Origin of the sequence: Aquipseudomonas ullengensis (assembly GCF_014174475.1) — a bacterium.
GTDB classification, from domain to species: domain Bacteria; phylum Pseudomonadota; class Gammaproteobacteria; order Pseudomonadales; family Pseudomonadaceae; genus Aquipseudomonas; species Aquipseudomonas ullengensis.
Genome location: NZ_JACJUD010000006.1, coordinates 176,073 through 201,126, shown reverse-complemented (window position 1 = coordinate 201,126; position 25,054 = coordinate 176,073). Strand labels below are relative to the sequence as shown.

Below are 25,054 nucleotides of genomic sequence, written 5' to 3'. Positions count from 1 at the left end.
CCATAGGCGATCAATGGTCGCGGCCGGGCAGCAGGTTCTGAATGGCTTGAATGCAACTCAGCGCGTTGTCCTGGCAATAGCCCTGCCAGCCGGGAAACTCCGTCCACTGGCTGACGAACAGAAAGTCCAGGCCCGCTCCGGCCGAGGCGACGTGGTCATAACGGCTATCGCCGATGAACAGTGCCCTGGGACGAATATTGCCATTGGCCAACTGGGTGGAGAGGATTTCATCCTTGCTGTCGGGGCTGCCAAAGATGCCGCCATCGAACATCTTTGCCAGCCCACGCTGCGCAAAGACCTCGCGCAGTTCGGCCTGGTCGCCACCGGAAACGATCAGCCAGCGGGCATCCGCAGTTGCTGCGCGCAGCTCCGCCAGCCCGGCGGCCACGGCGCAGTTGAGCAAGCCGTGGCGCACGGATGTGCCATAGGCATCCAGTAAGGCCTGCAGATCCGGTCCGAAAATACCCGCGGAATGCTGGGTGACCAGTGTTTCGAGGAAGTATTCGAATTTGCGGTAACGAGAAATACCGCCGTTGGCCACGTGGTAGTCAACCAGTGCCTGAGCGGCTGCCTCGCCATAGGGCAGCGCCGCATTGTAAAAGGCGCGAGTCTTGACCTTGTTGGAGTCGAGCACCACGCCGTCGCAGTCGAACACCAGCGTCGAGTAACTTGCAGGGTTCGGCGTCATAGCGAGACCAGCCCTTTTTCCGTCAGCGCCTCGGCTGTCAGGAAGTCTTCCGGCCAGTCGATATCATGGCCTATCAGCTTGCTGGTGCTGTACAGATAGGGCTTGTCGCCAATGCGGTCATCCAGCGCTCGATAAATGTCGGTCGAGGCGATGAAGGCACCGCTATTGACCTCATGGATCGATTTCAGCGTCTGGGTGCGGGGCCACTTTTCAAGCGTGCGGTCATAGTTCAGTGGCTTGCCATCCTGCCAAAGAAACCCATGCAACTCCGTAGTGGTCATCAACGAGTCATAACCCTGCTCAAGGCAGTTGAAGTAACTGTCGATCAGGGTCTGATAGACCGCAGCGTTGATGAAGGGCGAGGTGACGTGCGTCCAGAGAATATGGCCTTGCGGGATCAGGGCGAGGGCATGGGCGACCAGCTCGTCGGTGCTGGTCTGGCTGGATGCCAGTGCACTGTCGCGCTGGTGAATGCGGATGCGCGATTCGCCCAGGGAGTAGGCGTAATCCAGTATTTCTTCGTCGTTGGTCGATAGAACCACTTCATCGATTGCCGCGCAGCCCAGGAGCTGACGAAGTTTCAGCTCGATCAGGCCGTGCGGGATACCGGCGAAAGGTTTGATGTTCTTCTTGGGGACACGCTCGCTGCCTGCGCGGCACGGCAGGAAGCAGGAGACAGGACTATTCATGATACCAACCCATAAACACTCAGGGATTTCATGTCATACCGGGTGGGTGTGATGGCTGTCAGCGGCAAGGCGGCCGCATGGGCAAGGTAGAGTTTGACGATGTCATTCATCTCGGTATTTCGCGAGTCTTCGCCGGGATAGCCGTCAAAACCAGCCAGATAGATCTGCTTTGCGCTGCCGCTGGTCAGCGTGGCGAATGCATAGGCCATGACCAGGGGGCTGGGGATGGTGCAGAGAGTGTCGAGAAATTCAAAAATCTCTTTTTTGATGTTCAGGCCGAAGTCCAGGACATCCTTGCCACCCAATGCGGATCGCACATCTTCGGAAAGCATCGAAAACGGTGTGATCAGTGGCTGCGGCATGCGCGCATGCACTTCGCAGTCCGCCAGCAAGCGAACCGGGTGGCTGGCGATCCGGTAGTCGATCAGGTCGGCGCGGATAGCGTTCTGCGTATTCAGGGCAACGACGACTGGCTTGTGCTTGAGAATGAACTTCTCCAGGGCGGCCCGGTGATTGGCGACGCCGGGGCCCGTGCCCAGCAGCAATACCTCGCGTCCAGAGAATGCCTGCGTTGCGTTCCAGTTGCCTATCGGTTCACCCTGGTAGAAGTGGCGGGCGGCATCCAGCGTACTGGCGCGGTACTTTTTGCCCCCCTCGACTTTCAGATGATTAATCGCGGCAATGATGTCTTCTTCACTGAAACGCGTGTCGCTGAGCATTTCCTGGACATAGGTAGGGTGGATGGAATACTTGCCCGCCAGGTAGTAGTAGGGGTTGGTTCCCCAGCCGAACTCCTTCTGCATGGGGCGGAAGTATTTACGCACGGCCGTCAGCAGTGGAACCATGTTGACCTTCTGGCCACGCAGCTCGGCGATCTCGATGGCCAGCTCTTCCGTGCGGGCATTGCCAGGGCCACGGCCCATGCCGGTGACGGTAGCGTCCACCCAGGTAACGCCTTCCTCAATGGCGCGCAATGTGTTCGACAGGGCCAGGCCCAGGTTGTCGTGGGTGTGGATGCCCAGTGCGCCTTTCCATTCGCTGCGCAGCCAGCCGACAATCCTGGCGGTTTGTGCGGGGTTCATGCTGCCCATGCTGTCCGCGAAATACAGCGCATCCAGCGGGTAGGTGGTAGCGGCCCTGGCCAGTGCCTTGACCTCCTCCTCGGTGCGGTCTGCCACTTGCATCAGATTGAAACCGACCATGAAGCCGTGTTCTTTCAGCCAGTGCACTGCCGGCAAGGCGCGCTCGAACTCGTGCACATGGCAGGCGACACGCACCAGGTCTACCGGCGACTGCGAGGCATCGCAGGGAAACAGGGCGGTCAGCGCATCTTCCACGGCCGGGGCGGCTAGCAACTCGGAGGCGTTGACCATGACGCCGACTTTCAGGGCTGCGGGTACCGCGAGCGAGCGAATGAACTCGTCATCGGTGTAGGCGCAAGCCCCTTTGAAACCGGTGTTCTCCAGGCTGCGCAGGCCGAGCTCAACGACGTCTACATTGGCCGCGCTGATCGCCTCAAGGTAGGCGCTGATGAGCTCGCTGGAGAAGTTCCAGTTGTTGTAGTAACCGCCGTCTCGAAGCGTGCAATCCAGAATTATCATTTACATCACCTGTTCGCTCGGTCGGTTACAGAAAGCGGCTTCTGACTACACCGGGATTAATATGTTCATACCCCAGGCGCCGGAAGGCGAGGCTGATATTGAATTCAACGCTGGCGCGCATGAACTCGAGCCGGGGCAAGATTTTAAAGTAAATGGCGATGGCCCGGACGTACAGGCCGTTGGCCAGGCACTCGTTAGCGTACTGCAGAGTCAGATCCTGGTCCGTCAGGTGCTCTTCCACATCGAGAGTGTCGCGAGTCAATGAATTCTCGCTATCCATAGGCTCTGCCGAGGCCGCCGTGGCTGCTACCAGCGTCTGGTTGAATTTCGCGACCACGGCTTCGGCACTCAGGAAGTGGCCGGCAAAGCTTCTAGCGCGCCGTGCGATGGTCTGCGTGACGGGGGAATTGGATGCCAGGACGGTTAGCACCTTTTCGAGGTGAGTAGCATCTTCCTGATTGACCACATGAGCCAGGCCGTATTTTTCCAGCAATTCGATGGTGGCGATTGTGCTCGGGCCGTAAGCGATAACCGGTACACCTGAGGCCAGGCACTCCGGCATCTTGTTGGCCATCGATAAAGACACATATTGCTCGGTGGCGCTGTCGAAGTTATAGGCGATCAGCAGGGCATCGGCGGTCTTTAGGGTTTCAGCGTACCTGTCCTCGTCGACCAGCTCGAAAATCCTACAGGTCTCGAAGCCATCCAGTGCCTCGCCAAGGTTCTTCATGTACCAGGGCATAGTGTAGATTTCCAAGGTGAACAGGCTGGCCAGGCGCTTGTCGTTCTCTATCGCTCTCGCGAACTGCACGATGGCGTGATAATTCATGTTTTCGGCGGCGCCACCCATGTAGCGGATGTTCTTTTTGGCGCGGCTTGTCTTCTCGGGGAGCGGGAAGGTGTTCAGGTCAATCCCATTGGCCAGCACCTGCCATTCGCCGCCATAGCGCACGCCGTAGGCATCGGCCATTTTTTGCGAGATGGCCAGCAGCTTGCTCGACATGCCGACGATGTCCAGCATCCGCTCTTCCCACTGACGGAATTTTCCGATGCCATCGTTCTTGTGCCTAAGCACCCAGTCATCCATCAGATGGGAGACGACCGGGACATTCAGTTTCTCCTTCAGCGCACAGGCGGTTTCATGAAGCAGCACCGAGTCGATGGGGCGGTAGTAAATGACATCGGGCGCAAAGTTCCGCGCAAAGGCGATGATCTCAGCCTGGGAGGCGAAGGCGGTGAAGTCGTTGGTTGTGATACGGTCCAGGCCTACCGCCCCCGATATTCCGCGCATATCAAAACTGACGCATATCTGCGCCACATTAGTCGGGATGGCATCCCTGAAGAACAAACCCTTGATCTGCCCCGTAGCGGACAGGTGGCTGATATGGGTGAGGTCTAGCACCAGTATGCGGATATTTGCGATACAGTTTTCGGCGGCTGGGTGTACAGCCTGCGAGTCGGCCGGCTGCTCCAGGAAGTCATCCAGCTCCTTGTATTCGAACACCTCTTTCTGGAACAGCTTGGATTTGCGGTTGGAGTTGTAAAGGCTCACCGGCCAGAAACAAGACCGCCGGTCGTCCGCTAGAATCTTGAATACATCGAAGTGCAGGTCGCCTAGGTGGGGTGGGTTGGGGATATTGAAGCTGTCCCCAGCCTGCTGATAGCCGTCGAAGAAATAGTTGGGGTTGTTGGTGATCTTCTCGGTGATCTCCAGGCCGATGCCTTCGCGGCGCGATACTCCAGTGCTGATCTCCTGGTACTCCAAGTCGACGCCAATGATGGAGACGGAGGTGTAGCCGAGGAAGCAGCCGAAGCGTACAGCGCAGGAACCGGTAGTGATTTTTGCGGGTGCGCTGGTCTTGAAGTAGGGGCTGCCGATGAAGTTAAGCCCGTATTTTGTCGCCTGGTACTTGTGGCGCTCGTTGAGCTGCTCCAGGAAGAAGATTCTGGCGTCGTCTTTCAGCTCCGGATAAAAGTCCAGCATGAAGCGGGTCAGGAAGAAGTGCTTGATTCGACCCTCGTCGATCAGCCGCTTGATGTGCCGATGGTGGGTTTGGGTGACCTTGTCATCCATGCAAGTGTAAATGGTTGGATACCAGTCGATCTGATCCCAATAGCGGTAGGCGGCATTCATGCCAAGGGTGTCGACACCCTTGAGCCTGGAAAAGTCGAAGCCCTTTAGGGAAGGGCCGTTACCGATAACAACTAGCTTGGACACTGTGCGCCTCGAATGCGGAAGTCTTCAACAGCATGTTTGCTAAGCATGCTGTTGCTGATGATCTCTTGTAGGTTGGCTAGGGCATGCTTCGTCATTTCTGCAGTAAGCGCTTGGTGAGGTGGTATGCCCTTGAAAGTAGCGGACGGACGATTCGTTCTATCGTCTTGAATTTGGCTCGGTGCCGACTGACCCGGTATCTCTGCAGCAGGGTTCGTAGCATTGATGGCGATGCTTTCGGGGGGACGATAGTACGGTTATCAGCAGTGCGGTTTTCAGCCTGCCTAGGGTGGCTTGCCAGCTGCTCCTGCGCCAGATGCAGTTGTCTTAGTAGTAGGCTGTTTTCTTCTCTGTAGCGTGCAAGCTGTACACTCTGATCTGCACTGAATTGTGCGGCAGCCAGTGCGGACTCTGATGACAGATGCGCCTCGCTGAAGCTCGGACTGCAGTCACGCAGTTGCTGATCCAGTGATATCAGTGCTTCCTGATTGCTCAGCCAGTGACTGGCCAGCAGGCTGGGCAAGCAGTCTCTTGCTGACAGGCCGGGTAGGGAAAGCGCCAGGTCAAAGCTGTGAAGTAGCTCTGGGGCATGTCGGGCTGATTGAAAGCTCAATAGATAGAGGCGTGCAGGGGTTAGCTTGTGCAGGTCAAGCAGGGCTTCAGCATTCCGTCGCCAGCTTTCAGCTTGCGTGGTCAGCGCCTTGGTACCTTCATGGATGACGCGGGCCAGGTTCTCTGCGGCGAACTCCATGAATACCAGCACGAGATTACTGCTGTCTGCTTCCAGAAACTGCTGGATCTCGTTCACCGTAGCTGCTGAGAAGGTTATCTCGGGTTGTTGCGCGCAGGCTTGGGCAAGCGTAGTGCTGGCATCTGCCGGAAGCACACTGGCTACCATCAACATACAAATTCCTTTTCTCGATTGCTAATACTGATCTGCATTCTCTGCTGAGCACTCTGCTTATTGGTCGATGGGCATGCTGCCCTGGTTCGTGGCCGGTTGCGAGACATGGTTCTCGCGGGCGGAGTTGATGGTGTTCAGTAATCTTTTGTAGGCCATCAGCTTTCGTCGGGGCTGCAGGAGAGCCCTATGTTCCTTCAGGCTTTCCGTCGATTGAAAGATACCCGCGAGTTCTTTTTCGAGAACTTTGATGCGCTCGGAGTGCTCCTTCTGGTTATGTCTGCACTTGGCTAGTTCACCCTGCATAATTACCTCTTTTTCATGCAGACTTTTGTTTGCTTCATGCAGGTTTTGGTTTTCGTCGTGCAGGCGCTTGTTCGCTTCATCCAGGCTTTTGTTTGCTTCATGCAGGTTTTGGTTTTCGTCGTGCAGGCGCTTGTTCGCTTCATCCAGGCTTTTGTTTGCTTCTTGCAAGCTTTGGTTTTCGTTGTGCAGGCACTTGTTCGCCTCATCCAAGCTTTTATTTATCTCATCAGTCGATTGCAAGAGTTGACATAAAGAGGGTGCGGTGTGAGTGGCGGAATGCGCAGGCATGTTCTTGGTGATTGCCTGTTCCGCCTGAGCGAAGTCGTAGCCCATGCGCTCAAACCCGGTTTTCCCCAGTATCTGCAAATAGTCGGAAAGCAGTTTCCTATATTCGGCAATACCGAGTTTTTGCTGCCAAGCTTCTGCGTGTTGCGTATCCGGTCGGCTCTTGGCGTAGACGGTCCTCGGATCTCCGTACCTCCATCGCTCGGCCGGCCGTTTGCCATAGTCAATGCATTCCGGCTGGTTGGGGAGTTGCAAAAAGGCAAAGAGCGATGCCGTTGTTGATTCAGGGGCCAGCAGAAGCTCTTCATACCGGACGATGTGGATGTTGTTATATGCAGAAAAGTCGCGCTGCAGGAATTCAATACCTTGATAAAGGTCGCCCCTGTATTCCTTGAGCTTCCCAAGATCGTCCTTTACCCAGGTGTTAAGTATCGATGCCAGCACGGCCAGGGGATTGCGATAAAGAATGATGAACTTGGCCTGTGGAAAGGTTTTCTGCAGTTCGTCGAAGACCTCGTAATAGCGTGGTGTTTTGTCCAGAAAGCGCGATTTACCGCTGCCCTGCAAATAGGGGGCGTAGAGTGACAGGTAGCAGTCGCGTAGCTGCGCATAGTAAAAGTCCTCACCCTTTCCTGGGAGGTCCGAGATGAAATCCTGCAATCCCTGTGCTGCGAGGCGGGCACCGTAGCGAGCCTGTATACCCTCGTCCTTGAGGGCATACAGGGGATGTAGCATCAGCCAGGGCTCGGAACTCGTATAGATATCGTCATGACCGCCGAGAATTTTCTGCAGCAATGTTGAGCCGCTGCGTGGCAGCGAGATCATGAAAATAAGCTGTTTGTCCTGCATCGGCTTGTTCACAGGCCTTCAACCTCAAGCGTTTGTCCCAAATCGACGATGCCCCGCGTGAGGCTGTTCTTGGGTGGCATTACTTTGAACGCTATGGCATCTACAGCACGGGCAAGAAATACAGGGGAGCCATCGAGGTTTTCACTGACCCCTGCATTGGTGAAGAAGTGGCCATCGAGCAGGTCGCAATCGAAGTGCCAGGAAATCTTCAGGGCTGTGCCCGCTTGCACATACTCGATCAGCCTAGAGGAATCATGAGAAAGAGATGCCCCGGTGATTCTCATGCCGTGTATGTCTTTAATCTGCATTCCGAAGGAGACCTTTCTGGCCTCTTTCAAGAAATGTACTTGATAGCTGTAGATGTAGGGTTCGCCGCTTAGCAGAACATTGACCCGCTTTCCTGAGGGCGTAGTGATATGAGGATCGAAGATTTCGGCGCGATCCGAAGTGTAGGCAAGCGCAGATTTAGAGATCAGTTCTGGTATGTAGTAAGGAGACGCGGCGCCGGGCGTCGCTTGTTTGACCGATGGCGCTTCGTATTTTTCGCTATTGGGCACGGGAAAGGAAGAAGGCTGCTGCTGGAACTTGGCGATTTCCACCAGCACGGTAGCCTGACTTTGCTGCTTGGCATGGGCCAGCTTTTCGTAGTAGCGGGTTACGTCGCCCGGCTTGCCGTCGAGAATGATATTACCGCCGTGCAGCAGTACCGCGCGGGTGCATAGCTTGTTCACTGCATTGGCATCATGGGAGACGAACAGCACCGTTTTGCCGGCCTTGAAGAATTCTTCCATCTTGGCAAAGCATTTGCGCTTGAAAACTGCATCACCAACAGCCAGCACTTCATCGAGAATGAGGATGTCCGGCTCGACATGTACGGCAACGGCGAAGCCCAGCCGTGATTTCATGCCGCTAGAGTAGGTCTTCACGGGCTGGTCGATGAACTGGCCAAGCTCTGCGAATTCAATGACTGCAGGTGTCATCTGTTCGATTTCCTTGGCGGACAACCCCAGAATCGTCGAGTAGAAGCGAATATTGTCCCGGCCGGTGAATTCGGGGTTGAAGCCAGCGCCGAGCTCCAGCAGTGCGGTGATCTTGCCGTTGACGCGAATCTCGCCCGCACTCGGTTGCAGCACTCGCGAAATCAGCTTGAGCAGGGTCGACTTGCCGCAGCCATTGCGGCCGACAATGCCGAGAATCTCCCCGTGCTTGACTTCGAGGTTTAGGTCGCGAATGGCGTAATAGTCGTCGTGGTACTTTTTGCCGAATGGATGCAGGGCTTCCTTGAGCCGGTCCTTGCTGGCTTTGTAGAGCTTGTAAAACTTGGATACGCCCTTAAGGGAGATAGCTGGTGTTTGCATCACACTACCTCCGCGAAGTGCGGCTTGAGCCGGCGGTAGACTATGGTGCCGGTTGCCAGCAAGACGAGGTTGATTGCCCAGAACAGCAGACTTTCCTGGGGGCGTTCCCAGAAGTAGTGGCTGCCGCTCAGGCTGTCGCGGTAGCCGGTTACCAGGTAACTGACGGGGTTGAGGCTGACGAGCCACTTATAGCCCTGGGGTACCTGGCTGGTGCTCCAGAAAATCGGGGTCAGCCACAGCCCGAACTGGGTCACCAGGCCGACCAGGTTGCGTATGTCTGGAACGAACAAGCTGGCCGAGGAGGTGAGCCAGCCGATCCCGACGAGCAGGGAGGCCATGCACAGGTAGTAGTACAGCAGTTGCAGGGTGTGGAGTCCGATCGGCAAACCATTCAGGCTCGCTGCCAGCAACAGCAGTGCTAGGAGTAGTGCATGTGGCAGCAGGGAGCTGAGCAGCTTGACGAAGGGCAGGACACTCAGGCGGAAGTCGACCTTTTTCACAAGAAATGAATAGGAGCGAATCACTCCGGTGATGGAGCTGAGGTTGCCGGCGAAATACAGCCAGCAAATCATCCCGCTCAGCAGGTAAAGGCCGAATGGCATCCCGTCCTGTGCCGAGCCCTGACGCAGGCCTAGGGTAAAGACGGCATAAAGCACGCAGATGAACAGCAATGGTTGCAGGTAGTTCCAGATGAACCCCAGGTAGGAGCCCTGGTTGATCTGCTGATAGTCGCGCTTGGCCAGCTCAAGGATGATGCCCTTAAGCCGGACGGTGTCCCGCAGGAAGCCAAAAAGCATTGGGTCGCCTCAGAGTCGGATCGCTTCGCGGTCCAGGTGTTCGGCATACCAGTCGTAAGCGGACTGCAGCCCTGCCTTGAGATCTATCCGGGCTTGCCAGCCCAGTGCGGCAAGACGCTCAACATCCATCAGCTTGCGCGGTGTGCCATCGGGCTTGCTGCTGTCGAAGGCGATCTTCCCTTGATAGCCCACGACTTCTGCCAGCAACTCTGCCAGCTCGCGAATGGTGACGTCAGTCCCGGTGCCGACATTGATATGCGACAGCATGGGCTGGGTGTTGGCTTGGTAGGTCTCTGCGTCAATATTCATGACGTGCAGGCAGGCGGCGGCCATGTCGTCGACATGCAAGAACTCGCGCTTGGGCGTGCCGGAGCCCCAGATCACTACTTCTTCCGCGCTGGTCTGCTTGGCTTCGTGAAAGCGGCGAATCAGCGCCGGAATGACGTGGCTGTTTTCCGGGTGGTAGTTGTCATACGGGCCGTAGAGGTTGGTGGGCATCACCGAGCGGTAGTCGGTGCCATGCTGCCGGTTGTACGACTCGCACAGTTTGATCCCGGCGATCTTGGCGACCGCATAGGGCTCGTTAGTGCTCTCCAGCACGCCAGTCAGCAGGGCGCTTTCCTGCATGGGCTGGCTGGCCAGTTTCGGGTAGATGCAGGAACTGCCGAGGAACAGCAGATTCTTCACTCCCGCTGCAAACGCCTGGTGGATGACGTTGCACTCGATCATCAGGTTTTCGTAGATGAAGTCGGCCGGATACTCGTTGTTGGCATGTATGCCGCCAACCTTGGCGGCCGCCAGCACGACATAGTCCACAGGGTTGTCGTGGAAGAACGCCTGGACTGCGGTTTGCGAAGTCAGGTCCAGTTCGGCATGGGTGCGCGTCACTACGTGCTGGTAACCTTCAGCCTGGAGCCGCCGGACAATGGCGGAACCGACCATACCGCGATGACCGGCCACGTAGATGCGGGTGTTTAGGGGCAGCTTTTGCATATCTGTAAACTCCCCTTATTCGTGGTAGGACATGATCTTGTAGCCGCTCTTTTCCACCAGGGCGTCGCGCTGGGCCAGCTTGAGGTCTTCGCGAATCATCTCGGCTACCAGTTCCTCGAAGCTGATCTTCGGCTCCCAGCCCAGATCGTGCTTGGCCTTGGAGGGGTCGCCGAGCAGGGTTTCCACTTCGGTGGGGCGGTAGTAGCGTGGGTCGACACGTACGATGATGTCGCCAGCTTTCATGCCGGTGACCGCTGCATTCTCCACGCTTACGACTGCGCAGACTTCTTCCTCGGCCTCGCCGCGCCATTCGATGGTGACGCCGAGTTCTTTCGCCGAGTTTTCGATGAATTGGCGAACCGAGTACTGGCGACCGGTAGCGATCACATAATCGGTCGGCGTTTCCTGCTGCAGCATGAGCCACTGCATTTCGACGTAGTCACGGGCGTGACCCCAGTCGCGCAGGGCATTCATGTTGCCCATGTACAGGCAATCCTGCAGGCCGACGGCGATGCGGGTCAGGCCGCGGGTGATCTTGCGGGTCACGAAGGTTTCACCGCGCAGCGGCGATTCGTGGTTGAACAGGATGCCGTTGCAACCATAGATGCCATAGGCCTCTCGGTAGTTGACTGTCATCCAGAAGGCGAACTGTTTGGCTACTGCATAGGGCGAGCGCGGGTAGAAGGGAGTGGTCTCCTTCTGCGGAATCTCCTGTACCAGGCCGTACAGCTCCGAAGTCGAGGCTTGGTAGAAGCGAGTCTTCTTTTCCAGGCCGAGGATGCGGATGGCTTCGAGAATGCGCAAGGCGCCGAGGGCGTCCACGTCTGCGGTGTACTCGGGAGACTCGAAGGAAACTGCTACATGGCTCTGGGCGCCGAGGTTGTAGATTTCATCCGGCTGGCACTCCTGAATGATGCGAACCAGATTGCTGGTATCGCTCAGGTCGCCGTAGTGCAGCACCAAGTTGCGGTTCTTTGTGTGCGGGTCTTGATAAAGGTCATCAATTCGATCGGTGTTGAAGGAGGACGCGCGGCGCTTGATGCCATGGACGATGTAGTCCTTCTCCAGCAGGAAGCGTGCTAGGTAGGCGCCGTCTTGTCCGGTAATGCCTGTGATGAGTGCAACTTTACGGGTCATTTTCTTTCCTTCTCGGGCCACTGCATGGCTGTCAAATAACTGAAAATTTTGGTGTGAGTGGGAGACCAGGGCTCAGGACATTAGGGCTGGATCTCTGCTGCTGTTTTGGTTGCGCTGCTCGAGCAACTGTCTGTAAAGGTCGTTGTAGTTTTCTGCCATCCGTTTGGCCGTGAAATGCTCCCAGTACCTGTTTTCTGCTTCGCGGCCCATCTGTTGTGCTAGTTCGGGGTGCGCCCACAGGTGATCCATGGCTTGTCGGAATGCGAGTGGGTCGCTGGGCGGTACAACCAGCCCTGTCTGGTTATTGATGTTGATGTAGCTGGTTCCTGTGCCGATCTCGCTGGAGATCATGGGCTTGCCATACATGGCGCCCTCCAGCAAGGAGATGCCGAACGCCTCCGAGCGCAGATTGGAGGGGAAGGTGACGGCGTAGCAGAGGTTCAGGAGGGCAACCTTGTCTTCGTCGGAGACCGCGCCAACAAAGAAGACATTTTCCAGGCCATCGCGCGTGGCCTGGGCCTTGAGTTCATGTTCGACAGGCCCTGCGCCGATAACGACGAGCTTGTAGGGCGCACCCTTCATTGCTTCCAGCAATATGTGCAGGCCTTTGTAGTAGCGCAGAACTCCAACAAAGAGGAAGAAGCGCTCACCGAAGCGCTGCTGCCAATGGTCGTGCGTATTCTGCGAAGGCTTCGGGTAAGCAGGCTTGTCCAGGCCTATCGGAATGACCTGTGTCTTGTCCCGGAACTGCTGAAGCACCGGGCTGCTGTGCAGATAGTTCGGCGAGGTTGCGACAATGGAGTCGACGCTCTTCAGAAAACTATTCATCAGCGGGCGGTAAAGCTGAAGTAGAAAGGCCTGGCGAACGATATCGGAGTGGTAGGTGACTAGGCTGGGCTTATTCAGGCGGCTGGCCAGGTGCACCATGTCCATGAAAGGCCAGGGGAAGTGGTAGTGAATGATGTCGGCTTGCTTGGCCAGGGCGCTAAATTTGCGAAACACCGAAAGGGAGAATCCGGTGGATGCGACCTGCAGATCCAGCTTGGCCTTGTAGGCGGTATGGCTGCCCAGGTTGACGGGCTGCTGTGTTGCATCCGAACTCAGCGAAAGGACGTCGGTGCTGACACCGAGGTCGGCGACACCGTTGGCGATCTGGAAGATGACCTGCTCTACGCCGCCAACTGAGTCGGGGTAATAGGTCTTGTAGAAATGCAATACCTTCATTTAGGGCGTGTCTTGTTTCAGCGCTTGAGGCTGGCTGGAGCAAATACTCTAGCTGGCGATTTCGTTGCGAGTGACTAGGGGAAGGTTATGCACGACCATACTTGTCGTCGAAGCGAACGATGTCATCTTCACCGAGATAATCGCCGCTCTGAACCTCGATCAGGACCAAGTCAATAACGCCGGGATTGGCGAGGCGGTGTTGGTGCCCCGCCGGAATGAAGGTTGACTCATTGCTGTTTAGCATCAGCTCGCTATCCCCGTTGATGACCAGCGCCACTCCACTGACAACAATCCAGTGTTCGCTGCGGTGATGGTGCATTTGCAGGGAGAGCGAGGCGCCTGGTTTGACGACAATGCGCTTGATCTTGAAGCGCTCCCCTTCCTCCACGGTGGTGTAAGTGCCCCATGGGCGATGCACGGTTCGGTGCGTCAGGTAGGCTTCGTGTCCGCTCTGTTTGAGCATGCCCGCGATGTGTTTGACATCCTGGGCATGCTCTTTGTGGGTAATTAGCAGAGCATCAGGCGTATCGACCACGATTAGGTCTTGTACGCCGACCAGTGCTGTCAGGCGGTCAGGGCTATGCACGAAATTGTTGAATGCCGAGTGGGAGACCGTATCGCCTGTGAGGCGGTTGCCATCCTGGTCGGCCTCGACTAGCTCGCACATGGCGGACCAGGAGCCGATATCACTCCAGCCAATAGTGCAGGGGACAGTAGCGACACGATGGGAGCGCTCCATCAAGGCGTAGTCGATGGAGGTGTCAGGCACCTTCTTGAAGCTGGTCGCATCGAGCCTGAGGAGCTTTTCGTTGTCCCGCGCTGGCGAGGCGTCGAGAGTGACCTCTACCGCATCCAGTATTTCTGGGGCGTGGGCTCTCATCTCGCTAATGAGTGCCCCAGCCTGGAAGCAGAACATTCCCGAGTTCCAGTAGAAATTGCCGGCGGCACAATAGCTTTGCGCAGTGGCATGGTCCGGCTTTTCTACGAAACGCTTGACTCGCAGGCCATGCTCAGTGTTTCGGCTGGTATCGGCTTCGATATAACCAAAACCCGTTTCTGCATGGGTTGGCTTGATGCCGAAGGTTACCAGTAGGCCTTCCTGGGCAAGCAGGCAGGCCTGGCGAGTGGCCTCTGCGAAAGCCCCTTCGTCTTGAATCAAGTGGTCGGCGGGCAGCACTAGCATGATCGCTTCGGGCCCGTGGCGGCGCAGCAGGTGCAGCGCTGCGCTGGCGATCGCGGCAGCGGTATTGCGGCCGAAAGGCTCAAGAATATAGTTCAGCTCGCAGTCTTTCGGCTTCTTTACTTCTTGGTAGATGTCTTCCGTAGTGAAGAACAACTCCTGATTGGTGACGGTCAGGACGTCTTTGACGCCCTGGAGACGTATGGCTCTGAGGAGGGTTTTCTGTAGCAGGCATTGACCATCAGGCAACGGTAGAAATGGCTTTGGGTGTTTCTCTCGCGAGGCTGGCCACAGGCGACTACCAGCTCCGCCGCAGATAATTACTGGATACAACATCTATCGTCCTTAACGGCTCGCTTGGTGGCGTGATCACTAACGCAGAATTATCGCTTGAAAATAGTGCGTTCAGTTAATCGCTGCGACGGAGTGCGTCCTGGCTGCGCATGTTGGTGCATTGTGTGATGCGGGACACAATTTAAGCGTATTCCTGATCGATTGAACAGAAGCGCTACGTATATGCAAAAAGCCCACCGTTAAGTGGGCTTTTTATGTTGTGGTGCCGGCACCAGGAGTCGAACCCGGGACCTACTGATTACAAGTCAGTTGCTCTACCAGCTGAGCTATACCGGCAAGGGCCGCCATTATAGCCATTGGCGAGCCGGAGTAAACCCTTTGCGGAGTAGAAGAAACGGGCTCTGGGTATCAGTGGCGATTTGCTTATGCACAATGCGAAGGCGCTTGGTGCGGGCCTGCACGGATTTTGTGCGTTGGCTCGCGGTTGTTTTCAACTGACTGTTTTTGTTAGATATTTTTTACTGATCAAAAAGCCAACAACCGGCGTAAAGGCTGGTGTGGCGCGCTCTGGGGCGCTTTCTCCATAAACTGTTCACAGAGTTATCCACAGCTTCTGTGGATTCTCTGCTCAAGGCCGCTCGGCCAAGAGCAGCAGGTTGCGTGGGGTGAGGTGATGGGCGCAGAAGGTGCCAAGGTGTACCTGGTAGCCCTGGGCTTCGAGGTAGAGCGCGCGGTCGAGCAGCAGCCACAGCTCCAGGGGGCGGCGGAACAGGTTGCGCAGCAGTTCCAGGTTGCGCACTTCGGCCAGGCGCCGCCAGCCGGCAGCTTCCAGGCTGTTCCAGTCGATGGTGGCAGGTAGCGGCACGTCCTTGAGTGCGGCTAATTCTCGGCAGTAGCTGGCGAAGTCCTTGGCCAGCCAGCTGACTGGCAGGGAAGGGGTTGGCAAGTAGTCGTCGCTGCCGCGTTGTTCACGTTGCAGTAGGTCGAATGCCAGGCGCCGCGCCATGGACTGATCGCGCTGCAGGCGTTGCCGTTGCCCTGCGGTGACGGTTTCACGCAGCGGCAGGCGCAGGTCGTCCAGGGACAGGTGCAGCGTCGATTTCGCAGCCGCTTCCGAGAGTGGCTGGTACTGCGTGCCAGTGATGCGGTTGTAGCAGCAGGGGGCGACAGCCAGTTGCCGGCAGCCCTTAGCGCTGGCGAGTTGCAGCAGGCGCACATGCAGCTCGCCGCAGGCATGCAGGGCGATTGGCGTGTGCTCGGCGGTCAGTCGCTCAGGCGCATTGGCGGCCAGTACGTCCTGCTGCAGATGCCGGGCGGTGAGCTGCAGGCGATCGCTGAGCTGTTGTCCGGCCTCGACCAGCAGCGGGTCATATTCCAGGCAGGTGAGTGGGCTTCCGTCGCGGGCGAGCAGGCGGCCGAGGTGGCCTTTACCGGCGCACCAGTCGAGCCAGTGGGTGGGCGCGTGGCGAAATTGCAGGCGACTGGCGAAGGCTTCGATCTGCTGCCATTTGCGTCCGGGTACGTCGACGTTCAGGCGATGGGAGAGCGGGCCGAGGGCGTGCGCTGGAAGCTCGCCTAGCTCACTCAGGGCCTGCGCGGTGGCGGCCAGCTGAGGGAAGGGGGCTGGCGCATCCAGCAGGTGGGGCTGGTTGTGGCTGCTTTCGGCCTGCTCCAGGCTGCGTGCGCGCAACCACTGCGCCAGTTCGGGGTGATCCTGTTCCCAGGCCAGGCGCAGTTGGGTGAAGGGTGTCGGGCGCCACAGCGCCTGGTGGGCGACAAGGAAGTCGTCCAGGGCCAGGAAGCGGGTCAGCAGGTCGGGGCCGGTGAGGATCATCGTGGTAGGTGCGCCGCTCCAGCGTTCTCCCCGCGTGGGAGAGGCCGGTTAGCGGCCCTGGCAGGCGTCGACGCGCAGCTTGCGCTCCAGCAGGCGGAAGCCGCGCACCAGAACGAAGGCGATGACCAGGTAGAACATCCCAGCTGCGAAGAAGATCTCCACCGGCAGGTAGGTGCGGGCGATGATCGTGCGCGACATGCCGGTCAGCTCGAGCAAGGTCACGGTGCTGGCCAGGGCGCTGGCCTTGAGCATCAGGATCACTTCGTTGCTGTAGGCCGGCAGGCCGATGCGTGCGGCGCGCGGCAGGATGATGTAGGTCATTGCCTGGGCGCGCGACATGCCCAGTGCGCGGGCTGCCTCGATCTCGCCGGGTGGTACGGCCTGGATGGCGCCACGGATGATCTCGGCGATGTAGGCGGCGGTGTGCAGGGTCATGGTGACCACGGCGCAGACGAACGGATCACGCAGCCCCTTGATGCGCAGGCTGAAATCCCAGCTCCAGTCGCCCAGGGCGAAGGTGTGGCTGAGCAGCGTGCCGGTCCACAGTGCACTGCTACGGACGGAGTCGAACTGCGACAGCCCGTAATAGAGCAGGAACAGCTGCACCAGCAGCGGCGTGCCGCGGAAGAAGAAAATGTAGCCATAAGGCATGGCGCGCACGTACCAGTGGCGCGAGGCGCGGGCGATGCCCATGGGCAGGGCGAGGATCAAGCCGGCGATCACCGCAATGCTCACCAGTTCGAGGGTCAGCCAGGCACCTTCGAGCAGCTTGGGCAGGTATTTGATGATGACTTCCCAGTTCATGAGCTGCTCCGGACGAAGCCGCGGCTGGCGCGCTTCTCAAGGAAATGCATGCCGATCATGGCGAGAACGGTCAGGCCGAGGTAAATGCAGGCGGCGGCCATGAAGAAGGTGAAAGGTTCCTTGCTGGCGGTCACGGCGATCTGCGCGCGGCGCATGATTTCTTCCAGGCCGATGACCGAGACCAGGGCGGTGTCCTTCATCAGGATCATGAACAGGTTGCCCAGGCCGGGCAGGGCGATGCGCCACATCTGCGGCAGGATCAGGCGCCAGAGCACGCGCGATTTGGACAGGCCGAGGGCCATGCCGGCTTCGCGATGGCCCTTGGGGATGGCCAGGATGGCGCCGCGGAACACTTCCGTGGCGTAGGAGCCGAAGCACAGGCCGAGGGCTATGGTGCCGGCGGCGAAGGCGTTCAGTTCGAGGTCGGGTTTGCCGAAAAACTCGCCGATGCTGCGCATCAGGCTGACCGTGCCGAAATAGATCAGCAGTACCCAGAGCAGTTCGGGTACGCCGCGGACGATGGTCGAATAGCTGCCGCCAAGCCATTGCAGGGGCTTGTGCGACGAAGTCTTGGCCAAGGCGCCGAGCAGGCCGAGCACGAGGCCCAGGGCCAGCGCGCAAAGCGCCAACTGGATGGTCATCAGCGCGCCGGCGAACAGGGCCGGGCCGAATCCGTGAAGGTCGAAAATCATCTGAGAGCTACTGCGAGGGACGACCGCCGCCCGGTGGGGCGGCGGTCAGGCGGCATCAATAGATGCTGAACGGGAAGTACTTGTCGTTGATCTGCTTGTAGGTACCGTCCGCGACGATGGCCTTCAGGGCAGTGTTCAGCTTCTCGCGCAGTGGGTCACCCTTGCGCACGGCAATGGCGATCTTGTCGTTGTCGAAGACCGGCTCGCCTTTGAACTCGAAGTCCTTGCCGGCGTCGCTCTTCAGCCATTCCCAGTTGACGAACTTGTCCGCCAGTACGCCATCGAGGCGGCCGGAAGCCAGGTCGAGGTAGGCGTTTTCCTGGGTGTCGTAGAGTTTGATCTCGACGGTGTCGGCCATGTTGTCTTCCAGCCAGGTGCCGGCGATGGTGGCGCGCTGGGCACCAATCACCTTGCCTTTCAGGCTGGCTTTTTCGGCCTTGAAGTCAGAGCTTTTCGGCGCGATGAACTGCAGCTTGTTGGTGTAGTAGGCGTCGGTGAAATCGACGGCCTGCTTACGCTCTTCGGTGATCGACATGGAGGCGGCGAGGAAGTCGAACTTCTTCGCGTTCAGAGCCGGGATGATGCCGTCCCAGTCGGAGGTGACCACTTCGCACTCGGCGCCCATCTTGGCGCACAGGGCCTGGGCCACTTCCACGTCGAAGCCACCGACTTTGCCACTGGCGTCGATCAGGTTGAAGGGCGGGTAGGCGCCTTCGGTACCGATCTTCAGTTTGTCTGCAGCGACTGCGCTGGTCCCGAATGCCAGAGTGGCGACAGCGGCCAGCAGGATCTTCTTATAGTTGTGCATGCGTTATTGCTCCGTTAGCGATTGCTGGACATGAATTGTTTACAGCGCGCCGATAGCGGGTTGTCAAACACCTGCTCTGGCGATCCTTGCTCCTCGACCAGCCCCTGGTGGAGGAAAACCACTTCGCTGGAGACTTGCCGGGCGAAATTCATTTCGTGGGTCACCAACAGCATGGTGCGACCCTCATCGGCGAGCGCGCGAATGACATTAAGCACTTCCTGTACCATTTCCGGGTCGAGCGCCGAAGTTGGCTCATCGAACAGGATCACTTTCGGCTGCATGGCCAGGGTGCGAGCGATGGCCGCGCGTTGCTGCTGGCCACCGGAAAGCTGGTTGGGATAGGCGTGGCGCTTGTCGCCGATGCCGACTTTGGCCAGCAGCGCTTCGGCAATCTCCGTGGCCTCGGCCTTGCTCTGGCCCAGCACGCGGCGCGGCGCCTCGATGATGTTGTCGAGCACGCTCATGTGCGGCCACAGGTTGAAATTTTGGAAGACGAAGCCGATCTCGCTGCGCAGGCGATTGATCTGCTTGTTGTCGCTGGCGACCAGGTCGCCATTCTTCGCGGCCTTGAGCTTGAGTTCTTCGCCGGCGACGAGGATTTGCCCCTGGTGCGGGTTTTCCAGCAGGTTGATGCAGCGCAGGAAGGTCGATTTGCCCGAACCGGACGAGCCGAGGATGGAGATCACGTCGCCGTCGCGCGCGGTCAGGGAAATGCCCTTGAGCACTTCAAGGTCGCCGTAGCGTTTGTGCAGGTTACGGATTTCCAGCGCAGGCGTTGCCTCGGCCATGGGGGGTCCTCATTGGGTTCGGATGCGCTCCGGCTGCAGTCCGCCATCCTGGCGTGGCGCCAACCTAGCATAGCGCTCGCGGCCACGCCAAGCTGCCCGCTCGGGCAGTAGTGCGCGCAGGCTGGCAGGTGTCGCATGGATGCAGTTGCTTGTCGCGCTCAAACAAAAAATCGCCGAATTTGGCGGTTTTTCTGCGGATATTGCGGCGTGGGCAGGAACTGGTTTCTGCGGGCGCGCAGTGTACTGGAGCGGGTGTGGTGGGTGAAGCAGTACCGCTCAGTCGAGCGTCGCCCCAGTGATGCGGCGGCCATGGGCAATGAAGCCCATCGACAGGGGCTCTATCATTTCGGCGACTGAATAGTTGCTGCGTGCCTTGAAGCGCAGTGCTTCGCCTTTTTCCAGGTTGATCAGTTCGACCTTGGGTTCCTTGGTCCCGCGTGGGTCCAGGGTGCCGGCCAGGCTCAGCCAGGGCATGCCGTCGGCGAAGGTGGCCTGGTGCGCCCATTTCAGGGTGCTGGGGAGGTCGCGGTGCTTGCTCAGGTCCGGGACGTTCCATTCGGTCACCACGCCTTTGCGGTTGGCGCTGATCAGGTGCTGACCGTCTTGGCTGAAGCCGAGGGCGAGGATCCAGGTGCCCGGCTCGTAGGGCTTGATCTCGCCGAGCAGGTGCAGCGGGATCAGATCCTCTCTCTTGGAAAACTGCCACAGCTGGATGCTGCCGGACGCGGTGCCGACGGCGACCATGCCGGTATCCGGGCTGGCTGCCAGGGCTGTGGTGCTGCCGCTGGACTCTCTGCCTGTCAGTACGCGGCGTTGTTCCAGGCTGTACAGCAGGAAGCCGTCGTCGCTGCCGAGCAGGTAAAGGTCCTCTTCCGGGCCCTGGGCGGCGGGGCCGCGTGCATTGGCGATGGTTGCCAGCAGCTTGCCGCTGTCGCTCTCCCATAGGCGAGTAACGTCCTCGAAGCCCGAGTTGCTGAAAAAGCTGTCGCCGTCGTGACTGAACTGCAGGTGTTCGACGCGGTACTGATGAGCTTGCAGGCTGCGGTGGGGTTCGCGCTGGGTGGCATCCCAGATATGCACCGCACCGGACTCCATGCCAATCAGCAAGCGCTTGCTGGCCTGGTGAAAGCGCATCGACATGGCGCGATCTTCGCCGGCAAAGCGCTGCTTGAACAGAGTCTGGGCAAATTCGGGGTGGATCGGCGGGAACAGGACGAAGCGCCAAAGCAGTGCGCCGCCGCAGAGGACGATAAGGGTCAGGAGCGATAGCAATAGCGCGCGGCGGGAGAGGGGCATCAACGCTTCCTTGCGTATTTTTGGCGCATAGAAAAAAGGCCCACATCGCTGTGAGCCTTTTGTTCGGTATTTTTGGTGCCAGGGACGGAATCGAACCATCTCACCAAAAGCCCGTCTTTGAGAGGTTTCTTTGGGTTTTCTCTTTGCAGAGGCCCCCAAATAAGCCCCCAAAATGAAAAGTTCTTCAGTCCGGTGCGATGATTTTGCCCTAGCAGTCCCGACAAATGCCAGCAGCAATCTGATTGCGGACGAACCTCTTTCACTCCTTAGGCAAATGCCCCGACCTCATTTTTTAAGCAGGGGGGGGAGGGGATAGAACTTCTGTTCATTCCCTTTGAAGCGGCGCGAATCGTTTTCCACAATCTATAACTAAACTGTCGAGTTCTGTTATTCGGCTAAAATAAATGGCGACTGATGCGGATTCATCTGCATTCTCTCAAGGCAAGGGAGTTCGCCATCATGGCCCGACACGCAACGCGCCGCGACCGCTCCGATACTCCACAGCGCAAAGCCGCCTTGCTTGCCATGATGCAAGAGAGCATCGCGCTGCCGACCGGCTGTGCCTTTGCTAGCGACGAAGAAAAGACGCTGTGGGCAATCTATACGCAAGCCCGCGTCCCGGATGATTGGCGATGCTTGGATCTCCTGAACCTCTTCAAGGTCGTGCAAATGGAAACCCAAATCCGCGAGCAGAGTCGGCTTCTTGAGGTTGAGGGTTACATGCAGGGCGCGGCTGGCGGAAAGCTGGTCAAAAATCCGCGATTAGGTGTAGTGCGATCTCTACAGATGCTGCAACTGCAGCTGCTGCGTGTCCTCAAAATTCACGCGATCCCTGATACTCCTTCAAATATGGCTAGCCGAGCCCGTGACGCGAGCCGGCTTAGTTCAGCAGCCAAGCAAGAAGACGACAATTTGTTGAGCGGCCGAACAGTGTAGGAGGGGGCTATGGTGCCCCTGATAGGCGGCTTTCGGCCAGAAGCGGTGCAGACATTCGAACGGCTGCTCCGCTCCGTAACTCGCCAGACGGCCTATACGAACAAATCGACCAAAGCTGCTGTTCGTCAATGCGCGAAATCTGATCGCAATACATTGGTTAACTGCCGCTCAACCACGGGCTTAGGTCAATGGCAGAGGGAAAATTTCAGGCCCTGTATCTTTGTTGGTTTTTGCTCTGAACCTACTAACTACCTTCAACAACACCCCGTAGGAGAAAGTCGCTCAGAAGCTTGGCAGCCTTGATTTTGACCTTGAAAATTGGGAGTGAAACACCCTCAAGATCGTCAAAATATGCCTTTGCTTTTTCTTGATCTACTGTGCCCCTAAGATCATCAAACCGACCGTAGTCATTGAGATTGGCTTCCGTGAGATGAGTGCTCATCAAAGCAATCAGCTTCGCTGCATGCACCCCCAAAGCTAAAACGATAGCCGCTACTTCTTTATCTTTTGCGGCCGTCTTGTAATCCGTCAGATAGTCGCGGAAGGTCCGAGCGGGATCAATCTGCACATCGCCGCGCTGGATGTCGTGCAAGAAGATCTCGGCTAACTTCTGGTCCTCCTGCGAGAGCGAAGTGAACGACCGATGCAGTTCGGCCAAGGTCACCTCTTTGGATGGCCCATCTCCGCTCTGCAATTCCTTGAGGTACTTGGCAAAGCGCGAGTTCATGTAGTCGGCGTCGATCTTGCCGGTGTCGATTTCGGTGATGTGGCTGTCGATGTCGAACGGGATGGTCTCGCCGGCACCGCCGCCGCCCGCCCCCAATTCCTTGTAGCGCTGCAGCAGCGTCAGGTACTGCAGCTTCGTGATGACCACCGCAATCGACTGCTTGGGTTCGGTATCGAACTCGTAGACCGACTGGTCCCAAGTGAAACCCTGAATCTTGGCTGCCTCCAGGATGGCGCTGAACCGGTTGAACTGTTTCGCGAAGACCGCCCGCGCCGCCAAGTCGTCTGGCAACTTGGCAAAGTCGGTGATGCCCGCCGCGCTGAAGATAGCGCTGATCTCGGTGAAGCAGTCGTTCAAGCGCTCTAGGTTACGGGGCAGCTGGTCGGCAAAGAGGCCGATGGGCTTGTCGCCAGAGTACAGCTTCACCGCCGCATCCACGTTGCGCTTCATCGTGTGCGGCTTGCGGTAGTAGCGGATCGTGCCAAATGGCTTGTCCGGCCCGAATAGCCGGTTGGTGCGTGAGAACGCCTGGATGATGTTCTCGTAATCCAGCAGCTTGTCGCAGTACAGCGTGTTGACCCACTTCGAGTCGAAGCCGGTCAGCATCTGGTTCACCACGATCAGCAAATCCAGCCGCTTCTCCGGCTCGGCCTCTACCCGGATGTAGGGTGCCTTGTGGGCCAGACGTGTGGCCAGGTCCTTCTTGAAGTTCGCATGGGTTCCCATGTCGAACTTCTGCCCATAGGCGGCGTTGTAGTCCTTGATGATCTCTTCCAGCCCGGCTGCCTTGAAGGCTGAATCGGTACTACCGCCGTCTTCGTCGCTGATGTGCGGATCGAACAGCGCCGTGATCTTCAGCGTGGGGCACTGCGCCTTCATGAGGCGGTAGTAGGTGATCGCCTCGGTGATGCTGCTGGTGGCAAAGATGGCGTGGAACTTGCCGGCCTGGCTCAGTACCTCCCAGTTGTCGGCGATGTCCTTCAGCACCGCGCGGTGGTGCTCGTCGCGCTCATACTGGGCGTTCGGCAGGTAGTCTTCAATGCCGCGCTGGTACTCGCCAGCCGCATCACGGTAGCCTGCCATCGGCACGTCTTTCATGTACCGGTTGAAGACCTTCTTCTTGGCTGCGTCCGCCAGCGCCTCGGCCACGGTCGCCGCCTTGGCCCTGTCCAGCGCTACCGCCTGCCGCAGGTCGCGGTCGCGGTAGGTCAGGACTTGGTAGGGATCGAAGCCAAGAACGTTCTTGTCGCGGATGCCGTCGGCAATGCTGTAGCGGTGCAGTTCGTCCCCAAAGACATCCGTCGTGGTGTTGTCCTTGCGAACGTTCTCCTTGTGGATGGGCGTGCCGCTGAAGCCAAAGAACACAGCGCCCGAGAAGCTCGCCTTGATGTTGGCCAGCATGTCGCCGAAGGTGGAGCGGTGGCACTCATCCACGATGAACACGATGCGCTTGCCGCGCATGGTCTCCAGGTCGTGTGCCTTCAAGCCATCGGCGTCGCCCGTGATCCGGCTCATCTTCTGGATGGACGTGACGATCAGGGTGTCTGCGGGCGCGGTACTCTTCAGCGTCTTGACGAGCACGCCGGTGTTCTCGGTGGCCTGCACCTGGTTGCTGTCACCGGCAAAGTCTCGGTAGGCCTTCAGCGTCTGCGTGCCCAGTTCGACCCGGTCCAGCAGGAACACCACTTTGTCAGCGTCCCTGGAGTTGGCGATGAGCTGGGCCGACTTGAAGCTTGTCATGGTCTTGCCCGAGCCTGTGGTGTGCCAGATGTAGCCGCCCAGGCGGTTCGGGTTCTTCCAGTCGGTTTGGGCCACCTTGTCCGAAATGGCGTGTGCGGCGTAGTACTGGTAGCTGCGCATCACCTTCAGCACACCGTCGGCCTCGTCGGCCACGGTGTAGAAGCCAATCAACTGGTGCGCCATCGGGATAGACAGCAGGCTGGAGGTGAAGCTCTTCCAGTCGTTGATGGGCTCGCTGTTGAAGTCAGCCCAGTGGAAGGCGTAGTCCTTGTTGAACTTGCCGTCCGGCCCGGGGTTGGCAAAGTACAGCGCCTCTTGGGGCTCCATAGCCACAAAGATCTGCACCAGCGAGAACAGCCCGGTGAACACGCCCTCACGTGCGTATTTCTGGGTCTGGTTATAGGCCTGGCTGACCGGCACACCGCTCTTCTTGAGCTCGATGTGGATCACCGGCATGCCGTTGATGAGCAGCAGCAGATCCCCTCGACGGTCATGCTGCAGTTCAGAGGCGCGGGCGTAGCGCGGCTGCTGAGCGATCTGGTAGCGGCTTTGCCCGGCGGCAATCTCGTGCCGATCATAGACCTTCAGGCTCACCTCTTTGCCGAAGTGCAACGTGTCGGCCGGGTTGTCCCGTGTGATGGCCACAGTCTTGCCGTTGATGAAACCGTTGAGCTTCAGCGGCGTGCGCAGGGCGACGATCTGCTCCATCACCTGCTGCATCTCGCTGTCGGTTAGCTGCACCTCGTTGAGTCGGTCCTTAGCGCGGTTGTTCTCGAAGAGGATCTGCTTCCAGTTCGCCAGCAGGTCCGCCTCGCTGGGGCACTTGATGACCTCCAGCTCACCCCAGCCGCGCTGACGCAGCTCGCGGATGACAGCCGCTTCGAAGTCGGACTCTTTGGCAAAGTTAGTCAT

At 58.3% G+C, this 25,054-nt stretch carries 20 protein-coding genes and 1 tRNA gene; 1 reads left to right on the top strand and 20 read right to left on the bottom strand.

All coding sequences use genetic code 11. The annotated features are described in order from the left end of the window. Positions 1-10: 10 nt before the first annotated feature. From H3H51_RS17680 to H3H51_RS17590, 19 genes are all read right to left on the bottom strand, one after another. Positions 11-688 (bottom strand): HAD family hydrolase, encoded by a 678-nt coding sequence (locus H3H51_RS17680; protein WP_183090388.1) that lies wholly within the window; start codon positions 686-688, stop codon positions 11-13. Next, the gene (locus H3H51_RS17675) at positions 685-1,377 is read right to left on the bottom strand and encodes an acylneuraminate cytidylyltransferase family protein (protein ID WP_183090387.1); all 693 of its coding nucleotides are present in this window, start codon (positions 1,375-1,377) and stop codon (positions 685-687) included. Before H3H51_RS17675 ends, H3H51_RS17680 begins: the two co-directional genes overlap by 4 nt. Continuing rightward, positions 1,374-2,978, bottom strand: coding sequence for an aldolase catalytic domain-containing protein (locus H3H51_RS17670; RefSeq protein WP_183090386.1), 1,605 nt, complete (start codon positions 2,976-2,978; stop codon positions 1,374-1,376). The genes H3H51_RS17675 and H3H51_RS17670 overlap by 4 nt, the downstream gene beginning before the upstream one ends. 25 nt (positions 2,979-3,003) lie before the next feature. After that, positions 3,004-5,196: a glycosyltransferase family protein gene (locus tag H3H51_RS17665; protein WP_183090385.1), complete on the bottom strand. Its 2,193-nt coding sequence runs from the start codon at positions 5,194-5,196 to the stop codon at positions 3,004-3,006. A 91-nt stretch (positions 5,197-5,287) separates the two neighbouring features. Beyond that, entirely contained in the window at positions 5,288-6,097 is an 810-nt protein-coding gene (locus H3H51_RS17660) for a hypothetical protein (RefSeq protein ID WP_183090384.1), read from the bottom strand. A 57-nt stretch (positions 6,098-6,154) separates the two neighbouring features. Next, positions 6,155-7,546 (bottom strand): sulfotransferase, encoded by a 1,392-nt coding sequence (locus H3H51_RS17655; protein ID WP_183090383.1) that lies wholly within the window; start codon positions 7,544-7,546, stop codon positions 6,155-6,157. Then, positions 7,543-8,892 (bottom strand): ABC transporter ATP-binding protein, encoded by a 1,350-nt coding sequence (locus H3H51_RS17650; protein WP_183090382.1) that lies wholly within the window; start codon positions 8,890-8,892, stop codon positions 7,543-7,545. Before H3H51_RS17650 ends, H3H51_RS17655 begins: the two co-directional genes overlap by 4 nt. Then, the gene (locus tag H3H51_RS17645; RefSeq protein ID WP_183090381.1) at positions 8,892-9,689 is read right to left on the bottom strand and encodes an ABC transporter permease; all 798 of its coding nucleotides are present in this window, start codon (positions 9,687-9,689) and stop codon (positions 8,892-8,894) included. The genes H3H51_RS17650 and H3H51_RS17645 overlap by 1 nt, the downstream gene beginning before the upstream one ends. A gap of 9 nt (positions 9,690-9,698) precedes the next feature. Beyond that, positions 9,699-10,682, bottom strand: a complete 984-nt coding sequence (gene fcl, locus H3H51_RS17640) for a GDP-L-fucose synthase (RefSeq protein ID WP_183090380.1) — start codon at positions 10,680-10,682, stop codon at positions 9,699-9,701. Between the two features lie 15 nt (positions 10,683-10,697). Next, complete coding sequence (gene gmd / locus H3H51_RS17635) at positions 10,698-11,819, bottom strand: GDP-mannose 4,6-dehydratase (protein WP_183090379.1); 1,122 nt, start codon at positions 11,817-11,819, stop codon at positions 10,698-10,700. Between the two features lie 72 nt (positions 11,820-11,891). Continuing rightward, positions 11,892-13,043 (bottom strand): glycosyltransferase family 4 protein, encoded by a 1,152-nt coding sequence (locus H3H51_RS17630; protein ID WP_183090378.1) that lies wholly within the window; start codon positions 13,041-13,043, stop codon positions 11,892-11,894. 85 nt (positions 13,044-13,128) lie between these two features. Continuing rightward, positions 13,129-14,559: a mannose-1-phosphate guanylyltransferase/mannose-6-phosphate isomerase gene (locus H3H51_RS17625; protein ID WP_183090377.1), complete on the bottom strand. Its 1,431-nt coding sequence runs from the start codon at positions 14,557-14,559 to the stop codon at positions 13,129-13,131. A 218-nt stretch (positions 14,560-14,777) separates the two neighbouring features. After that, positions 14,778-14,853, bottom strand: a tRNA-Thr gene (locus tag H3H51_RS17620). A 292-nt stretch (positions 14,854-15,145) separates the two neighbouring features. Next, on the bottom strand, positions 15,146-16,351 hold the full coding sequence (locus H3H51_RS17615) for a methyltransferase (RefSeq protein ID WP_183090376.1): 1,206 nt from the start codon (positions 16,349-16,351) through the stop codon (positions 15,146-15,148). Between the two features lie 48 nt (positions 16,352-16,399). Further along, positions 16,400-17,155 carry an ABC transporter permease gene (locus H3H51_RS17610; protein ID WP_183090375.1) on the bottom strand — a complete coding sequence of 252 codons (756 nt, stop codon included), beginning with the start codon at positions 17,153-17,155 and terminating at the stop codon, positions 16,400-16,402. Next, positions 17,152-17,847 (bottom strand): ABC transporter permease, encoded by a 696-nt coding sequence (locus H3H51_RS17605; protein WP_183090374.1) that lies wholly within the window; start codon positions 17,845-17,847, stop codon positions 17,152-17,154. The genes H3H51_RS17610 and H3H51_RS17605 overlap by 4 nt, the downstream gene beginning before the upstream one ends. A gap of 55 nt (positions 17,848-17,902) precedes the next feature. Beyond that, positions 17,903-18,655 (bottom strand): ABC transporter substrate-binding protein, encoded by a 753-nt coding sequence (locus tag H3H51_RS17600; RefSeq protein WP_183090373.1) that lies wholly within the window; start codon positions 18,653-18,655, stop codon positions 17,903-17,905. A gap of 14 nt (positions 18,656-18,669) precedes the next feature. Further along, positions 18,670-19,443, bottom strand: a complete 774-nt coding sequence (locus tag H3H51_RS17595) for an ABC transporter ATP-binding protein (protein WP_183090372.1) — start codon at positions 19,441-19,443, stop codon at positions 18,670-18,672. A gap of 276 nt (positions 19,444-19,719) precedes the next feature. Continuing rightward, on the bottom strand, positions 19,720-20,739 hold the full coding sequence (locus H3H51_RS17590) for a WD40 repeat domain-containing protein (protein ID WP_183090371.1): 1,020 nt from the start codon (positions 20,737-20,739) through the stop codon (positions 19,720-19,722). Positions 20,740-21,198: 459 nt separating this feature from the next. Between H3H51_RS17590 and H3H51_RS17585 the strand changes: the two genes are divergently transcribed. Next, positions 21,199-21,675, top strand: a complete 477-nt coding sequence (locus tag H3H51_RS17585) for a hypothetical protein (RefSeq protein WP_183090370.1) — start codon at positions 21,199-21,201, stop codon at positions 21,673-21,675. 244 nt (positions 21,676-21,919) lie between these two features. Here the strand turns inward: H3H51_RS17585 and H3H51_RS17580 are convergent, their stop codons facing one another. Beyond that, positions 21,920-25,054, bottom strand: a complete 3,135-nt coding sequence (locus H3H51_RS17580; protein ID WP_183090369.1) for a type I restriction endonuclease subunit R — start codon at positions 25,052-25,054, stop codon at positions 21,920-21,922.

Coding starts and splice junctions, on each gene's coding strand:
- H3H51_RS17680 (WP_183090388.1), bottom strand. CDS start 688: ATGACGCCGAACCCTGCAAGTTACTCGACGCTGGTGTTCGACTGCGAC.
- H3H51_RS17675 (WP_183090387.1), bottom strand. CDS start 1,377: ATGAATAGTCCTGTCTCCTGCTTCCTGCCGTGCCGCGCAGGCAGCGAG.
- H3H51_RS17670 (WP_183090386.1), bottom strand. CDS start 2,978: ATGATAATTCTGGATTGCACGCTTCGAGACGGCGGTTACTACAACAAC.
- H3H51_RS17660 (WP_183090384.1), bottom strand. CDS start 6,097: ATGTTGATGGTAGCCAGTGTGCTTCCGGCAGATGCCAGCACTACGCTT.
- H3H51_RS17650 (WP_183090382.1), bottom strand. CDS start 8,892: ATGCAAACACCAGCTATCTCCCTTAAGGGCGTATCCAAGTTTTACAAG.
- H3H51_RS17645 (WP_183090381.1), bottom strand. CDS start 9,689: ATGCTTTTTGGCTTCCTGCGGGACACCGTCCGGCTTAAGGGCATCATC.
- fcl (WP_183090380.1), bottom strand. CDS start 10,682: ATGCAAAAGCTGCCCCTAAACACCCGCATCTACGTGGCCGGTCATCGC.
- gmd (WP_183090379.1), bottom strand. CDS start 11,819: ATGACCCGTAAAGTTGCACTCATCACAGGCATTACCGGACAAGACGGC.
- H3H51_RS17630 (WP_183090378.1), bottom strand. CDS start 13,043: ATGAAGGTATTGCATTTCTACAAGACCTATTACCCCGACTCAGTTGGC.
- H3H51_RS17625 (WP_183090377.1), bottom strand. CDS start 14,559: ATGTTGTATCCAGTAATTATCTGCGGCGGAGCTGGTAGTCGCCTGTGG.
- H3H51_RS17615 (WP_183090376.1), bottom strand. CDS start 16,351: ATGATCCTCACCGGCCCCGACCTGCTGACCCGCTTCCTGGCCCTGGAC.
- H3H51_RS17610 (WP_183090375.1), bottom strand. CDS start 17,155: ATGAACTGGGAAGTCATCATCAAATACCTGCCCAAGCTGCTCGAAGGT.
- H3H51_RS17605 (WP_183090374.1), bottom strand. CDS start 17,847: ATGATTTTCGACCTTCACGGATTCGGCCCGGCCCTGTTCGCCGGCGCG.
- H3H51_RS17600 (WP_183090373.1), bottom strand. CDS start 18,655: ATGCACAACTATAAGAAGATCCTGCTGGCCGCTGTCGCCACTCTGGCA.
- H3H51_RS17595 (WP_183090372.1), bottom strand. CDS start 19,443: ATGGCCGAGGCAACGCCTGCGCTGGAAATCCGTAACCTGCACAAACGC.
- H3H51_RS17590 (WP_183090371.1), bottom strand. CDS start 20,739: ATGCCCCTCTCCCGCCGCGCGCTATTGCTATCGCTCCTGACCCTTATC.
- H3H51_RS17585 (WP_183090370.1), top strand. CDS start 21,199: ATGGCCCGACACGCAACGCGCCGCGACCGCTCCGATACTCCACAGCGC.
- H3H51_RS17580 (WP_183090369.1), bottom strand. CDS start 25,054: ATGACTAACTTTGCCAAAGAGTCCGACTTCGAAGCGGCTGTCATCCGC.